This window comes from Acinetobacter lwoffii, from assembly GCF_019343495.1.
Lineage (GTDB): Bacteria > Pseudomonadota > Gammaproteobacteria > Pseudomonadales > Moraxellaceae > Acinetobacter > Acinetobacter lwoffii_P.
This window is the reverse complement of the sequence record NZ_CP072549.1, coordinates 2,993,557-3,008,125: the sequence shown is the minus strand read 5'-3', so window position 1 is coordinate 3,008,125 and position 14,569 is coordinate 2,993,557. Positions and strand designations below refer to the sequence as shown.

The following is a 14,569-nucleotide window of genomic DNA, read 5'->3' as shown; positions in this document are numbered from 1 at the left end:
AGTAAGGTTTATGGCTCAATTCTTTATTCATCGTCCTATCTTTGCCTGGGTGATTGCATTGGTGATTATGCTGGCGGGTATTTTGACCCTGACCAAAATGCCGATTGCCCAGTATCCAACCATTGCACCGCCTACAGTCACGATTTCTGCGACTTATCCAGGTGCATCTGCTGAAACGGTCGAAAATACTGTAACCCAGATCATCGAGCAGCAAATGAATGGTCTGGATGGACTGCGTTATATCTCATCTAACAGTGCGGGTAACGGTTCTTCGTCTATTTCCTTGAACTTTGAACAAGGTGTCGATCCTGATATCGCACAGGTTCAGGTCCAGAACAAATTACAGTCTGCGACTGCCCTGCTGCCTGAAGATGTACAGCGTCAGGGTGTGCGTGTTACCAAATCAGGCGCCAGCTTCCTGCAGGTATTGGCTTTCTATTCACCTGATGGCAGCATGACCGCCGATGATATCAAAGACTATGTAAATTCGAACATTTCTGAACCTTTAAGCCGTGTGGCTGGGGTGGGTGAAGTTCAGGTCTTTGGTGGTTCTTATGCTATGCGAATCTGGCTTGATCCAGCCAAAATGGCGAGCCTGCAAGTCACGCCAAGTGATATTGCGACTGCCATCCGTACCCAGAATGCTCAGGTCGCTGTGGGTCAACTCGGTGGTGCACCCGCTGTTGAAGGACAAGTCCTGAATGCGACTGTCACTGCACAAAGCCTGCTGCAAACTCCAGAACAGTTCAGCAATATCTTCCTGAAAAACACCACTTCGGGCGCGCAAGTCCGTCTGGGTGATGTTGCACGGGTTGAACTTGGTGCAGATAATTATCAGTTTGATTCGAAGTTTAACGGTAAACCAGCTGGTGGTGTGGCAATTAAACTTGCCACTGGTGCTAATGCGCTTGATACAGCCCAAGCAGTAGAAGAACGCTTAGAGCAGTTACGTCCGAACTATCCGCAAGGCATGGTCGACCAACTGGCTTTTGACACCACGCCATTTATTGAACTGTCAATCAAGAGTGTAGTTAAAACGCTAATCGAAGCAATTATTCTGGTGTTCCTGGTCATGTTCCTGTTCCTGCAGAACTGGCGTGCTACCATTATTCCAACCATGGCAGTTCCAGTCGTGGTATTGGGTACCTTTGCCGTGATTAATGTCTTCGGCTTCTCGATTAATACCCTAACCATGTTTGCCATGGTACTGGCGATTGGTCTTCTGGTCGATGACGCGATTGTTGTGGTCGAGAACGTCGAACGGGTCATGGTGGAAGAGCATCTGGATCCGGTTTCTGCAACTGAAAAGTCGATGAAACAGATTTCTGGTGCACTGATTGGTATTACCTCGGTGCTATCGGCAGTATTCGTTCCAATGGCTTTCTTCGGTGGAACCACCGGGGTTATTTATCGTCAGTTCTCGATTACGCTGGTCACAGCAATGGTCTTGTCGCTGATAGTGGCATTAACCTTTACCCCTGCCCTATGTGCGACCCTGCTGAAACAGCATGATCCGAACAAGCCGCAAAGTAATGGTATATTTGCGCGTTTCTTCCGCTGGTTTAATAGCAGTTTTGACAAGGTTTCTGTGAAATATCAGGGCGGCGTCAACCGTATGACTCATAGCAAGATTTTCTCAGGCGTGGTGTATGCCGTGGTACTGGGTATTATTGTGCTGTTATTCCAGAAACTGCCTTCTTCGTTCTTACCGGATGAAGACCAGGGCGTGGTCATGACGCTGGTTCAGTTACCGCCAAATGCAACCTTGGAACGTACCGACAAAGTGGTCAGCACCATGACCAACTATTTCTTGGAAAACGAGAAAGAGCATGTCGAGTCCGTGTTTAGTGTGGCAGGTTTCTCCTTCACGGGTGTGGGACAAAACGCAGGTCTGGCATTTATTAAACTGAAAGACTGGTCAGAGCGTAACAGTCCGGAAGCTCAAGTCGGTGCCATTATTCAACGTGGTATGGCGCTGAACATGATTGTCAAAGATGCGTCTTACATCATGCCACTGCAATTACCTGCAATGCCTGAACTGGGTGTGTCGGCTGGCTTTAACTTACAGCTCAAAGCTGCAAGTGGTCAAAGTCATGACCAGCTCCTGGCAGCACGTAATACCATCCTCGGTCTAGCAGCACAAGACTCGCGTCTGGCTGGTGTACGTCCGAATGGTCAGGAAGATAATCCACAGTACCGTGTCATTGTCGATCATGCACAAGCCGGTGCATTGGGCGTGAGTGTTGCTGAAATTAACAGTACCATGGGTATTGCTTGGGGCGGTTCGTATATCAATGACTTCATTGATCGCGGTCGTGTCAAGAAAGTCTATGTTCAGGGTGAAGCTGGCTCGCGTATGATGCCGGAAGATCTGGACCAATGGTATGTGCGTAATAATCGCGGTGAAATGGTGCCATTCTCGGCGTTTGCCACAGGCGAATGGACCTACGGTTCTCCACGTCTTGAGCGTTATAACGGCGTATCGTCCATGAACATTCAGGGTACACCTGCTCCGGGTATCAGCTCGGGTGATGCAATGGTGGCCATGGAAGAAATTGTAGCGAAGTTACCAGAAATGGGCTTGCAAGGTTTCGACTTCGAATGGACAGGTCTGTCTTTAGAAGAGCGTGAATCTGGTGCACAGGCGCCGTTCCTGTATGCCTTGTCACTGCTGATCGTCTTCCTGTGTCTGGCAGCCCTATATGAAAGCTGGTCGATTCCATTCTCGGTTCTACTGGTGGTCCCATTGGGTATTGTCGGTGCATTATTACTCACCTTTGGTGGAATGGTATTACTGCAAAATCCGAACCTGTCGAATAACATTTACTTCCAGGTGGCGATTATTACCGTGATTGGTCTTTCTGCGAAAAATGCGATCTTGATTGTCGAGTTTGCGAAAGAATTGCAGGAACAAGGTGAAGAGTTATTTGAAGCAACCTTGCATGCGGCAAAAATGCGTTTACGTCCAATTATCATGACCACGTTGGCCTTTGGTTTTGGTGTATTACCGCTTGCTCTGGCTTCAGGTGCAGGTGCAGGTAGCCAGCATTCAGTCGGTTATGGTGTAATCGGCGGCGTGATCAGCTCGACCTTGTTAGGTATCTTCTTTATCCCGGTATTCTACGTGTGGATTCGAAGTGTCTTTAAATACAAACCAAAACAACAAAATCAGGAGTATAAGTCGTAATGCAAAATGTATGGTCTATTACAGGTCGTAGCATTGCGGTATCTGCCCTTGCGCTTGCTTTGACGGCCTGTCAAAGCATGCGCAGTCCAGAGCCGGTTGCGCAGGCAGATATCCCGAGCAGCTATACCAATGCGTCTGGTACTTCTGTAGCAGAACAGGGTTATAAAAACTTTTTTGCCGATCAGCGCCTGTTACAGGTGCTGGATCTGGCATTAAACAATAACCGTGATTTGCGTATTGCTGCCCTCAATATTCAACGAGCTCAGCAACAGTATCAGATTACTGAAAACAACCAGTTACCGACGATTGGTGCCAGTGGTAGCGTATTGCGCCAGGACACCATGAATTCCCAGAATCGTGGTGCAGTGACGACTTATAATGTCGGACTGGGTGTAACTGCGTATGAACTAGATTTTTGGGGACGTGTCCGCAGCTTGCGTGACAATGCACTGGATAGTTTCCTGGCGACCCAAAGTGCGCGAGATGCGACGCAAATTGCCTTGATTGGTCAGGTGTCTCAGGCTTGGCTCAGCTATTCGTTTGCCAATGCCAATCTGGCTTTGGCTGAACAAACACTAAAAGCTCAGCTTGAATCTTTCAATCTGAACAAGAAACGTTTTGATGTCGGGATCGACAGCGAGCTTCCAGTGCGTCAGGCGCAAATCTCGGTTGAAACAGCACGTAATGATGTTGCGAATTACCGCACTCAGGTAGCACAGGCACAAAACCTGTTAAACCTGCTGGTCGGTCAGCAAGTGCCTGCGAATTTATTACCAGCACAACGCGTAACCCGCATCACTTCAAATACTGCATTGGGTTCAGGCTTGCCAAGTGATCTATTAATTAACCGTCCAGATGTCCGTGCAGCAGAGTATCGTCTGTCTGCGGCGGGTGCCAATATTGCCGCAGCACGTGCACGTCTGTTCCCGACGATTAGTCTGACTGGTTCAGCAGGTTATGCCTCTACTGATTTAGGCGACCTGTTTAAATCAGGTAGTTTTGCCTGGTCATTTGGTCCAAGTCTGGATATTCCAATTTTTGATTGGGGTACCCGTCAGGCCAATATCCGTATTTCTGAAACCGATCAGCAAATTGCCTTGTCAGATTACGAAAAGTCGATTCAGACTGCTTTCCGTGAAGTGAATGATGCCTTGGCGGTACGTCAGAATATTGGTGACCGTCTGGCAGCTCAGCGCCGTCTGGTCGAAGCAACCAACACCACCTATCGCTTGTCTCAGGCACGTTTCCGCGCCGGAATTGACAGCTATCTGACTGTACTGGATGCACAGCGTGCGTCTTATGCAGCAGAACAAGGTTTGTTATTGCTTGAACAGGCCAATCTGAACAATCAGGTTGAAGTCTACAAAACCCTGGGGGGCGGCTTGAAAGTCAACACGACGGATACCTTGCCGAATACCCCGTCTGTGTCTGAACAGCGCCGTGCGGCAGAACAGCCAGCGCAATAAATTCTAGACAGATCAAGAAAAGCTCACTTCGGTGGGCTTTTTTTTATTGCATTTTCAAGGCAGTTTTCCTATTGTCATAGACCAGCAATTTATTTAGAAAACATGCACATGTTACTTAGCAATCTGGAATCTGTACCGGGTCATACCATTCGCCAGCAAATTGATGTGGTGTATGGCAGTACCGTACGCAGCAAACATGTCGGACGTGACTTACTGGCCGGCCTGAAAAATATTGTCGGTGGTGAGCTTACCGCCTATACCGAACTGCTGGAAGAATCCCGTCAGGAAGCCATGAACCGCATGATTGAAAAAGCCCGTAGTATGGGTGCCAATGCGATTGTCGGCATTCGTTTCTCGACCTCTAATATCGCCCAAGGTGCTTCTGAACTCTTTGTTTATGGGACAGCCGTAGTCGTTGATCCGATCATGCCGAAATTGCCCGACCCTTTTCCGCAGGCAGATTAAAGCATGGATGGTTTAATTCTCCAGATCATCATTTTTGCCATTCTGTTTAGTGTTGGTTTCGGTTTTGGACGTTATAACGAAGGTAAACATTTTCGTTATCTGGATGAACAGGAACAACGTCTGGCCTATATCCGGGTGAACAATAGCCGCTTCGTTGTGTCTGAATATTCCGGACAGATGATCAGCAGCAATGTGGTCATTTCCCATGATTATTTTAAATATGCGATTGCCAATGTACAGAATATGCTGGGTGGCCGTCTGACCAGCTATGAAAGTGTAGTAGAACGCGCACGACGTGAAGCGATTGTACGTTTAAAACTGGAAGCCGAAAAAATCGGGGCGACTCAGATTATGGGTATTCGGCTCAGCACCACTGAACTCGGTATGCAAGGTGGCATGGTGGAAGTCTTTGCTTATGGCACTGCAATCCAACAACCCGCTCAATCCGTTTAAACATCGGTTCAAAAAAAAATTTATCGAGAGGATCACGCCTGCTGCGCGATCCGCGCAGTCAAATTAGTTCGACACCTTTAGGAAGAAATGTCGTAGAGGAAATAACTGAGGCTGATACTCAGGCCGGTGCAATCTTCTTTATTGCAAACGGTTCTGTGCTAGGATCTTGAGAAGTCAGCAAAACAAATATAAATGGCATGATGCAGCTTCTTCAATCTATAAAAACGGCACTTCAATCCCGTCTGTATTTCTTTATTATTTTCCCAGCCATCATTGGATTTTATCTGGTTTTACAGACAGTCACCCCTTTGAGCTGGTCAAGCTGCCTCTTGATCAGCTGGAATATCGCGATTTACGCTTATTTATTATTGACCATAAAAAAACTCTGGCGTATTGATCATGCTCATATTCTGCAACGCGCCATGCAACAGGATGCCAGCAAATGGATCATTCTGTTTCTGGTGATCATCACCCTGATCATGTGTTTTATAGCGATTATTATTGAAATTAATCATTTACCCAAAGACACTACCATCCGAACCGGCCATTTAATCTTGTCAGTTCTGACCATTATTTCAGCCTGGTTCTTGATGCATACGATTTTTGCAATTCATTATGCGCATGACTTTTATTTGGCGCTCGACAAACAGCAACAAGGCGGACTGGATTTTCCAAATACCACCAGACCGACTTATCCGGACTTTCTATATTTCAGTTATATCATCGGGACTTCTGCGCAAACTGCAGATGTCTCCATTACTTGCCAATCCATGCGGGTTTTAAATACCCTACATTTGCTTTTGGCTTACGGATTCAATACCACCATTCTGGCCATCAGCATTAACGTGACGGCAAACTTTATCAGCACTTAAAAAAGTTTTTTGGATAGTGGTAGTGCCCTGAAAATGGTGATCTACCGCCCAATTAGCTACCACTACCCAGCGTCTACCTAATCAGTTTTTAAATTAGGTCGATCACACTATTTGATTGCTTCAAGCGGTGAGACCTTTACGCAATTCATCTTCGACGATGCTGAGTTCAATTTCACTAAATTTACGAATCTCACCTTCCGCATGCTTTTCTAGCATGCCACCGAGCAAAGGCACTTTGACTTTGACTGTCCAGTTTAATTGAAACTGGATCTGGTCTTCATCTCCGGTAACTGCACGCTGACAGATGGCTTCGATCGGCAAGTTCGCACCGAGTTGTACCGTTGACGTCATTTCATTCAGATCGCTGACATCGGTACGCTGCAAACGGAAGGCATCTTTGAGTAATTTTTTTGCGATATCCGGAATATTAACATCTAGATTATAAGCGCGTTTCAGGGTATACATATGCCCCTGCTTTTCCGAAACCAGGATTTCCAAGTTTTGCGCAGGAATTCGATGGCAAACTGCCTCATGCAAACGAATATCATTGGCCAAACGCTTAAATTCATCAATAGACACGCCATTGATAATTGCTTTCACGGTGAACTGATGTGCCATGCTATTTTTTCCTTATTTTTATTACGATATTCGCCTATGCCACTCTCGGCTGATGCGAATAAAAATCAGATACAGAGATGACTCTGCAATTTATATCAACTTTATAGCGGATGTCATTATTCTTTTATCGGGAAATTCCGGCAGCCCGGTCAATGTTTGCAACATAGTTTTACTGAAAGCTGTGCCTGTCCACAGCTGATCTGTAGCTGCGCTTCGCCATAATAAATCACGGCATGAAACTCATCGGCACCATCATCTAGACCGGAAACATAGTATTCAGTTCCAGCTGGGAAAGCCTGCAGCCAGTCAGCCTTATAAAAATCAGACACAGAATCAAACTGCAAATACAGTTCAGGCTCAGCTTCGATCTTCATCGCCAGTGCAATAAACTTCTGTAATTGTGCTTGATGAAAATCAATGATCATAGTATTTCTGCCTTTTTAGTCCGGATCATTGCTCGCCAGACTTCGTACATTTTAAATGACTATTTCAAGGATACGACTCTCGAGTTTTGAGGTTTTTCTAGCACAAGATTATGGCTTAAAGGAGATAAATTATATGGGCTATTTCCGCCAAGTGGCAGAAAAAATCTGAGCTAAGGCATGAGATACCTTTTCTGAATTGCAATGGCTTAAGTACGTAGTCTGAGATCTTCAATCGTACAGAATGACTGAAAGTGGTGTTCTAAGCACAGTCAGAATGCAAAAGCTCCCTACGAATTTCATGCCGGTGCTCTTCTCCAAAACGGTCGACATGTGCATAGAATACGCCATAGCGACCGACATAATATTCCAGTGACTGATCATAAAAATTCCAGAAAATAGACCATTCGCCTAAATCCATCTGACGAATCTGGGTACCACTGTGCATCGGCATTTTTTGTAATAGTTCTTGCTGTAACTGTTCGGCCTGTGCCCGACTCTCAATATGCACCTGCCGTTGAAAGAATAGCTGTGCCACATCGTCAAACAATTCCAGTTCATAAGCATCCACCAGATGTACTTGCTGCTCTTGCTCGATGACCTCTTGCTCTGTCATGCTAGAAATCTGTGCCGGTTTTTCTGGACGCTGACACACCAGATGGCGCTGAGCTTTATAGATCTTTCTGCCGACGATCCAGGCAGCATTCAACATGAATAAAACACATAACAACAGCAGTAATTTCAGCATGGTTGATGATCTCATGTGACTAATTTTATTTTTATGGTTATAGGATCAAGATTCATTTGAATAGTCCCTTTTGACTCAGCATACGTCTATTTTTTATACAGTGCAAACTTGAGGCTTATTTTTACTATTTATCTTCTCTGCTTGCTCATTTGTGCCCAGATTCGAACTTCGATTTATTTAAAAATTGATTTACTTTGATTTTTTATTTTTAACTCCCTAATGAGATTCAAGAACTTGAGATAAACAAACAGGACAAATCAGCAACAGAACAGATCTTCACATGGATAAATCACGGAAAATATTCTCAAAAAACTACAATATTGTTCTGTTTTTTACCCTCTTCTTTTTTATCAAATAAACCTTCCCTATAAATGTTCGAGAAAATGAATAATATTATGATTCGTGAAGGGAGGGTCGAAGATATACCTCAAATTATTCAGGTCATTCATGACAGCATTCAGTCCTGTGTACTGGATCATCAGCGTGAAGAAAGCAAAATTCAAACCTGGCTAGAAAAGTTTGATCATGCCAGCCTGATTGTCGATATGCTGTATAACGATTGCTGGGTTTATCTCATCTATGACAAGGTCGTCGGATTCTTATTGGTCAGTGATGCTGGAGAAATCCGGATGCATTATGTGGCCCAACACTGCCAAAGACTGGGGTTCGGCACCGAGTTATTTCAACAAATGCATCGCACTTTATTAAAGAAAAAAATTCATCAGATTGAAATACAATCTACCCAAACTGCCTTAAGTTATTATCAGCACTGCGGCTTTCATCCACATTCTGCCGAGTCAGAAGATGAATCGCGCTATCTGTATAAATATGTTTTTTAATCGACCTCTTTTTCAATTTTTAACTGATCACGTCCTGCCTGTTTAGCGGCGTAGAGCTGCACATCTGCCGCTTTCATCAATTCATGAATATCTGCATAGCCATGGTTTTGTTCAACCCAGGCCGCGCCCATACTGACCGTAACATAATCTTTTGCATCTGGCCGATTCAGATGTTCCATACGCTGTTCCCGAATCTGGTTTAATACATTTTCCAGATTTTTTAGGGCAGTTTGAACTGGCATTCCAGTGAGCAGAATCGCAAACTCTTCACCACCATAACGTGCCAGATAGCCAGACGGTGGTAAAGCAGCTTGAATAATCCTAACCAGATTTTTCAGGATTTCATCCCCTTTTAAGTGGCCATAATAGTCATTATAGTTTTTAAAAAAATCGACATCGAGCATGGCAAAAATCAAGGTATGTTGCGGCTGCTGTTGGGTCTGCAAAAACTGCTGCTGGATTTCATGATTTAAGGCACGCCGGTTAAAAGCTCCAGTCAGCGCATCAATATTCATTTGCTGTTCCAGTTTGGCATTCACTTCACGCAGTTGCTGGGTCCGTTCTTTAACTTTTTGATCGAGCGAATTATTGAGGGCGATCAGGTTCAGGTTTAGCTGTTCAGTCTCATAAGTTTGATGTGCATAATGTCTGGACTGCTGAAACATAATTAATAAGGCATAAACACTGGTAGAGATAAAAAACAGATACGTGGTTTTAATTGCATTGATCAGCAACAGATAATCATTCAAAAAGGTGACACAAAGAAAAATAATCGCAATCAGATTTAAACGCGAATAATGCTCTTTATAACGTAAGGTCTGATAAAAGCCGTAAATAAAATTAACGATGATGACCAAGGCAAAAATCGCACTAAATAGGGCCAGACGTTCAAATATCTCAGGAGGTGAGAATAATGTAAAAATAATATTAAAGACCAGTAATGCCACCGCGATATAATAAATCACCGGATTTAAATAGCGCCGGTTAAACAGATGCATATAACTGAGAAAAAAGAAGGCAGCAATAAAAGTAAACAGATACTCTAAGCGGGCTCCCCACAGCCAGTTGATATTGCTAAATACCGTATAGGCATAAGGTGCAGAAAACAGATTATGCAGGGCCAAAAAGACAATAAACCAGCCAAAAACAAAGATACTTTTACTGTTACGTTCTCGTGATCCCCTGAATACCGAAAATAGAATGGTAAACACCCCCACCCCAAGCACCGCCCCACACACCATGGCGATACTCATCATGAGCTGCTGGAATTGGCGATTGATGGTAGCTGCAACGCCGATCTGCATTGGTCGTTCGAGACCGCCATGCAAGTGGGTATAATTGGAAGCCTGAATGCTTAAGGTAATATACTCAGTGTCTGGAACAAAATAGCCAATACGCGGTGCTTTCTCAGTCACCTGTTTTTCAGGTGTAGTACTGATTTCCCCGAGCCGAACAATAAACTGTCCGTTGACATATACCCGATAGGCGCCGTATTGGGTTGGAATCCGAATCGCGATGCGTCGCCCGAGAAATTCTTTCGGAATTTTAAAATAACTAATAAAGGTACCGTAGCCAGAGTTTGAACCCGCTAGAGTTTTAAAAGAGGCTGGCAATTCAACTGTTTTTGACTGGAGTACGGGGCTGGGCTGAACAATAAACTGACGCGGATAAAACAGCCATTTTCCCTGCAAAGGACTCGTACTATGTTCGGTAAAATGAACTTCAGTAATATGGTCGTGAGATTGCTGCTGAAATGACGGCGAAGGGAGTTCATCCTGAGCGATTGCTGAACTTATGATGCAAGTCATCCAGCTCAAGGCACAGACAAATACGAAAAAACAGACATTCCTTATCAAGTTATGCAAATACGTTATATCTCAAAATAATTCTTTATTATTCTTATAATTTACAAGGAATATTTTCGATTTCAAATCTTTTTAGATGTTTTTTGTAGCTTCTCCGGCACAGCTTATTTTGAAGCGACTGCACCGGAACCAGCGTACATCTTTAAATAAAAAATATAATTTATATTCAGCTAGTTAAATGATTTTAATCACGTGTTTTTACGTCAAACAATTCAATTTCAAAAATCAGGTTGGAATTGGCTGGAATGACTTTACCCATTTTACGTTCGCCATAGGCCAAATGTGCAGGCACCATCAGTTTACGCTTACCGCCAACTTTCATTCCCAGAATACCCTGATCCCAACCTTTGATTACACGGCCTGTGCCAATGACGGTTTCAAAATAATTACCACGGTCAATAGAGGAATCAAACTTGGTTCCATCTTCCAGCCAGCCAGTATAGTGCGTGGTAATTAGGGCACCTTTCACCGCTTCCTTGCCTTCGCCTACTTTTAAATCAATAATTTCAAGTTCGTTGATCATGGTTATTTACCTGAGAGGAGCATAAAATTCAAAGCTCAGTATAAACCGGATTGCTCTGTTTTTTTAAACCTTGGCCATTGATGGGTTAAAAGCTGAGTTCCTGAATATTCTTATCATTGAGTAAATCTTGGGTTAATTCTTGATGATTCTTGGCTGAGCCCATCAGGATCCAGCGTCCGACAATCTGTTGGTCAATTTTTTTTTGTGAGGAATGCACCACTTTTAACTGATAACGTTTGAATAGCATTTCGTAGTGATTGGAATCATTTTGATCGAATGGGCAGACGATTTCATAGCTGCGTTCCTGATTCAGAGATTCGATACCGCGCTGGACATACATCAATAAAACCAGCACCGCCATGACAATAAAAGTAGCCCAAATACTTAAGAGTTCATAGCCTGCACCGACCGCCATGCCGAGTGCGGCTGTCATCCAGATCGTGGTTGCGGTGGTAATTCCAGAAATACGGTTATCATCTTTCAGAATAACACCGGCACCCAGAAAACCCAGTCCAGTCAAGACATTGGCGGCCAGCCGGTCAGGATTGGCCACGCCTATTTTCAGGGAGATAATGGTAAATAAACAGGAACTCAGACTGACCATAATCATGGTACGCAGTCCGGCAGATTTACTATGATACTCACGCTCTGCACCAATAATTGCGCCGATCGCGACAGCCAGCAGTAAATCATAAAGTTCATGGTACATGGTGCAGCCCTGCGTATTCTTATCCCTCAGATATACGCAATTTGAGCTACAGGATACAAGTCCAGACTTGCATCCTTATTTGGCCTTATTGTAACTGTTCCCACTCCACCAGCACCTGGCCCTGATCACCGATCAAGGTCCATTCACCATCCATCACATTGAGCTGTAACTGCATGGTGCGTTCGCATAATTGTGGCAATGCGTCGGTGGTTGCGGTAGATAACTTCCACACTTCCACATTTTTTAAGGTTTTTAATTTGCTGCTGCGCTTATACCATTCATCCACCGCAGAACCATAGGTGACAACTGCGACCTGCTTGCAACGCGCACTGGCCTTTTTGACTTTATCTTCATCCGGGCTACCGACTTCAATCCATTTGACCAGTTGACCGGTCAGATCTTTTTCCCAGAGTGCCGGTTCATCGGTTTCAAAAAGATCCTTGGTAAATTCCAGCGCTTCATCGGCATAGCGTGCATAGGCCAGAATACGCACCATCAAGCGTTCAATGGTTTCTGAAGGATGCAGCGCCATCGTCAGCTGATAGTCTGCATAACGATGCGTATCCATGTCCGCAATATTCAAATCAACCTTATAAATCGTCGCTTTTAACGCCATCACATAATCCTCAAATTTGGCGCCTAGCATATAAGATTTAGCGCTATTTTGCTGAACAGATTTAGGCCAATAATTCATTCAGCGCACTAGAAACAGTACCATTATTTCTCTGGATCCATACGACATTGCATCAGGGCAGTTTCAAAGGCCAGCCAATCCCGTGACTGTTGATAAATCACTTCTACCCGGTTATCAATGCCTTCATCTGCCGACTGATAATTAAACTGCTCAGGATTAAAATTAAAGCTTTTCCAGCCTTGATCCGTATTAAAAATTCCCTTGATTCTGAGCCAGTCTTTTTGTTCACAGAGCAGATCCAGCAGATCATAAAAATTGAATTGCCAGCGTTTTGGCAATTTCCAGCCCGCAACCTGATAACCCTGCGCGCTTTCTACATAATGATAAGGCATTTGCTGAATCACTAAGGGCGTATCTGCTGAACGGGTGATCTGTTGCTGTTTTAACAAAGGCTGAATCTGACGGGCGGAACCCCGATAGTCCTGCTTGATCAGTTCGATATCGAGTTGTCCATGCTCGGTGAACAACCACTGTTGGGCATAAGGTTGATATTCTGTCTGAAGTTGCGTGAGTGCTGCGTGGTCTGCGGTTGTCATCAAGTCAGTATGTGAAATCACCACAATATGCGCTGCCTTGAGTTGGTCTGCGTACAGGTTTTGCTGAGTCCAGTCTCGATCATGCAAACGTGAACCATCTACCACTGTGACCAATGCCTGCATGTTTAAATGACTCTGCCAGTGCGGTTCGGTCAGCTGTTCCAGTAATTGGCCAGGATGCCCCAGTCCGGTAGGTTCGATAAACAGACGATCCGGTTTCACTTCTGACAGCAGGCGTGACAAGGCAATCTGCATCGGCAATTGGCTACTGCAACATAGACAACCACCCAACAGCTCTTTGACCGCATAACCCTGATCTTGCGGCAATAACTGCTGGTCTACCCCAATCTGGCCGAATTCATTCATTAGCACAGCCCAGATTTCCTGTTCCGGTTTTTGCTGTAATAAATGTTTGAGTAGTGTGGTTTTACCTGCACCCAAAAATCCGGAAATGATATGGACAGGAATAGCCTGCGACGCTGACAGAATTTTCAAAATCGACTCTCAAGAGATTGAATAGAAATAGCAATACTCTGCATTATAAAGCACAGTGTGACTTTAAAATGCGTGTTCTTCGCAAATACGGCGTGAAAATCACAGAGATAAAAATTAATGGAATGATCCCAAATTACCAATTTTCTATGTTAACTTTTATTTCAAATTGGATTCTTGAAATATTCACACACACTTTCATTAAATAAAACTCCGCATAATTAACAGAAATAAAACAACTTTCTCAGTTTTGTATCTACAAGGTTATTCCCTGCGTGTCGCTTTTGTTAATTGATTTGCTCAGTAAATTTTCAGTGCTTAGGATGGGCATCTGTCGAATTGATGTGATGGTCAGCTCGGCAGATTACATGACATGAATAAAAGGATGCCAAAAATGAAATATGCACAAATCTTACTTGCCACTACGCTTACTGCTGCTGCAGCCACCAGTTTTGCTGACAGCAAAACCACAGATGCGAAAACCACCACTGCAGAAGAAAAAGTGATTGTGACTACACAAGAATTACCTGAATCGAATGCTCCTGTTGCAGGTGCATCTGCAGAGCAGCCTGCTGCCTCTGAAGCTGCTATAGAAAGCACGCCCCCTGCAAAACCTGCTGCACGTTAAGTAATTGAACGACTCGTTTAATCCTTCAATGAAAATATCAGGGACAGTAATT

15 protein-coding genes are annotated in these 14,569 nt (G+C 44.3%); 7 read left to right on the top strand and 8 right to left on the bottom strand.

Going from position 1 to position 14,569, the window contains the following annotated elements; genetic code table 11:
* Positions 1–10: 10 nt before the first annotated feature.
* From J7649_RS14105 to J7649_RS14085, 5 genes are all read left to right on the top strand, one after another.
* Positions 11–3,187, top strand: coding sequence for an efflux RND transporter permease subunit (locus J7649_RS14105; RefSeq protein ID WP_219308714.1), 3,177 nt, complete (start codon positions 11–13; stop codon positions 3,185–3,187).
* Positions 3,187–4,653, top strand: coding sequence for a multidrug efflux RND transporter AdeIJK outer membrane channel subunit AdeK (adeK, locus tag J7649_RS14100; RefSeq protein WP_004280647.1), 1,467 nt, complete (start codon positions 3,187–3,189; stop codon positions 4,651–4,653). Before J7649_RS14105 ends, adeK begins: the two co-directional genes overlap by 1 nt.
* 108 nt (positions 4,654–4,761) lie before the next feature.
* Positions 4,762–5,118 carry a YbjQ family protein gene (locus J7649_RS14095; RefSeq protein WP_005104015.1) on the top strand — a complete coding sequence of 119 codons (357 nt, stop codon included), beginning with the start codon at positions 4,762–4,764 and terminating at the stop codon, positions 5,116–5,118.
* Positions 5,119–5,121: 3 nt separating this feature from the next.
* On the top strand, positions 5,122–5,571 hold the full coding sequence (locus J7649_RS14090) for a YbjQ family protein (protein ID WP_004731922.1): 450 nt from the start codon (positions 5,122–5,124) through the stop codon (positions 5,569–5,571).
* A 197-nt stretch (positions 5,572–5,768) separates the two neighbouring features.
* Positions 5,769–6,443: a DUF1345 domain-containing protein gene (locus tag J7649_RS14085; RefSeq protein ID WP_138743321.1), complete on the top strand. Its 675-nt coding sequence runs from the start codon at positions 5,769–5,771 to the stop codon at positions 6,441–6,443.
* A 120-nt stretch (positions 6,444–6,563) separates the two neighbouring features.
* Here the strand turns inward: J7649_RS14085 and J7649_RS14080 are convergent, their stop codons facing one another.
* The 3 genes from J7649_RS14080 to J7649_RS14070 all read right to left on the bottom strand — a co-directional run bounded on the left by J7649_RS14080 (position 6,564) and on the right by J7649_RS14070 (position 8,231).
* The gene (locus tag J7649_RS14080; protein WP_004280652.1) at positions 6,564–7,061 is read right to left on the bottom strand and encodes a DUF2505 family protein; all 498 of its coding nucleotides are present in this window, start codon (positions 7,059–7,061) and stop codon (positions 6,564–6,566) included.
* A 149-nt stretch (positions 7,062–7,210) separates the two neighbouring features.
* Positions 7,211–7,486 (bottom strand): hypothetical protein, encoded by a 276-nt coding sequence (locus tag J7649_RS14075; protein ID WP_004280654.1) that lies wholly within the window; start codon positions 7,484–7,486, stop codon positions 7,211–7,213.
* A 259-nt stretch (positions 7,487–7,745) separates the two neighbouring features.
* A complete protein-coding gene (locus J7649_RS14070; protein WP_219308713.1) occupies positions 7,746–8,231 on the bottom strand; it encodes a hypothetical protein in 486 nt (161 codons plus the stop codon).
* Between the two features lie 371 nt (positions 8,232–8,602).
* On the opposite strand from J7649_RS14070, the gene J7649_RS14065 reads away from it, so the two are divergent.
* Positions 8,603–9,070 carry a GNAT family N-acetyltransferase gene (locus J7649_RS14065; protein WP_004280657.1) on the top strand — a complete coding sequence of 156 codons (468 nt, stop codon included), beginning with the start codon at positions 8,603–8,605 and terminating at the stop codon, positions 9,068–9,070.
* Here the strand turns inward: J7649_RS14065 and J7649_RS14060 are convergent.
* The 5 genes from J7649_RS14060 to J7649_RS14040 form a co-directional block, all read right to left on the bottom strand.
* A complete protein-coding gene (locus J7649_RS14060) occupies positions 9,067–10,878 on the bottom strand; it encodes a sensor domain-containing diguanylate cyclase (protein WP_219308712.1) in 1,812 nt (603 codons plus the stop codon). The genes J7649_RS14065 and J7649_RS14060 overlap by 4 nt on opposite strands.
* 241 nt (positions 10,879–11,119) lie before the next feature.
* A complete protein-coding gene (locus tag J7649_RS14055) occupies positions 11,120–11,458 on the bottom strand; it encodes an FKBP-type peptidyl-prolyl cis-trans isomerase (RefSeq protein WP_004280661.1) in 339 nt (112 codons plus the stop codon).
* An 85-nt stretch (positions 11,459–11,543) separates the two neighbouring features.
* Positions 11,544–12,167, bottom strand: coding sequence for an MgtC/SapB family protein (locus J7649_RS14050; protein WP_005247801.1), 624 nt, complete (start codon positions 12,165–12,167; stop codon positions 11,544–11,546).
* A gap of 85 nt (positions 12,168–12,252) precedes the next feature.
* Complete coding sequence (locus J7649_RS14045) at positions 12,253–12,783, bottom strand: YaeQ family protein (RefSeq protein ID WP_026056583.1); 531 nt, start codon at positions 12,781–12,783, stop codon at positions 12,253–12,255.
* Between the two features lie 101 nt (positions 12,784–12,884).
* Positions 12,885–13,892 (bottom strand): CobW family GTP-binding protein, encoded by a 1,008-nt coding sequence (locus J7649_RS14040; protein WP_005265917.1) that lies wholly within the window; start codon positions 13,890–13,892, stop codon positions 12,885–12,887.
* A 391-nt stretch (positions 13,893–14,283) separates the two neighbouring features.
* Here J7649_RS14040 and J7649_RS14035 point away from each other — a divergent pair, with 391 nt between their 5' ends.
* Entirely contained in the window at positions 14,284–14,517 is a 234-nt protein-coding gene (locus tag J7649_RS14035; protein ID WP_219308707.1) for a hypothetical protein, read from the top strand.
* Positions 14,518–14,569: the final 52 nt, after the last annotated feature.

Bases quoted from the DNA above. Each gene is read 5' to 3' on its own strand.
- J7649_RS14105 (WP_219308714.1), top strand. From the start codon at position 11: ATGGCTCAATTCTTTATTCATCGTCCTATCTTTGCCTGGGTGATTGCA.
- adeK (WP_004280647.1), top strand. From the start codon at position 3,187: ATGCAAAATGTATGGTCTATTACAGGTCGTAGCATTGCGGTATCTGCC.
- J7649_RS14095 (WP_005104015.1), top strand. From the start codon at position 4,762: ATGTTACTTAGCAATCTGGAATCTGTACCGGGTCATACCATTCGCCAG.
- J7649_RS14090 (WP_004731922.1), top strand. From the start codon at position 5,122: ATGGATGGTTTAATTCTCCAGATCATCATTTTTGCCATTCTGTTTAGT.
- J7649_RS14085 (WP_138743321.1), top strand. From the start codon at position 5,769: ATGATGCAGCTTCTTCAATCTATAAAAACGGCACTTCAATCCCGTCTG.
- J7649_RS14080 (WP_004280652.1), bottom strand. From the start codon at position 7,061: ATGGCACATCAGTTCACCGTGAAAGCAATTATCAATGGCGTGTCTATT.
- J7649_RS14075 (WP_004280654.1), bottom strand. From the start codon at position 7,486: ATGATCATTGATTTTCATCAAGCACAATTACAGAAGTTTATTGCACTG.
- J7649_RS14070 (WP_219308713.1), bottom strand. From the start codon at position 8,231: ATGCTGAAATTACTGCTGTTGTTATGTGTTTTATTCATGTTGAATGCT.
- J7649_RS14065 (WP_004280657.1), top strand. From the start codon at position 8,603: ATGTTCGAGAAAATGAATAATATTATGATTCGTGAAGGGAGGGTCGAA.
- J7649_RS14060 (WP_219308712.1), bottom strand. From the start codon at position 10,878: ATGACTTGCATCATAAGTTCAGCAATCGCTCAGGATGAACTCCCTTCG.
- J7649_RS14055 (WP_004280661.1), bottom strand. From the start codon at position 11,458: ATGATCAACGAACTTGAAATTATTGATTTAAAAGTAGGCGAAGGCAAG.
- J7649_RS14050 (WP_005247801.1), bottom strand. From the start codon at position 12,167: ATGTACCATGAACTTTATGATTTACTGCTGGCTGTCGCGATCGGCGCA.
- J7649_RS14045 (WP_026056583.1), bottom strand. From the start codon at position 12,783: ATGGCGTTAAAAGCGACGATTTATAAGGTTGATTTGAATATTGCGGAC.
- J7649_RS14035 (WP_219308707.1), top strand. From the start codon at position 14,284: ATGAAATATGCACAAATCTTACTTGCCACTACGCTTACTGCTGCTGCA.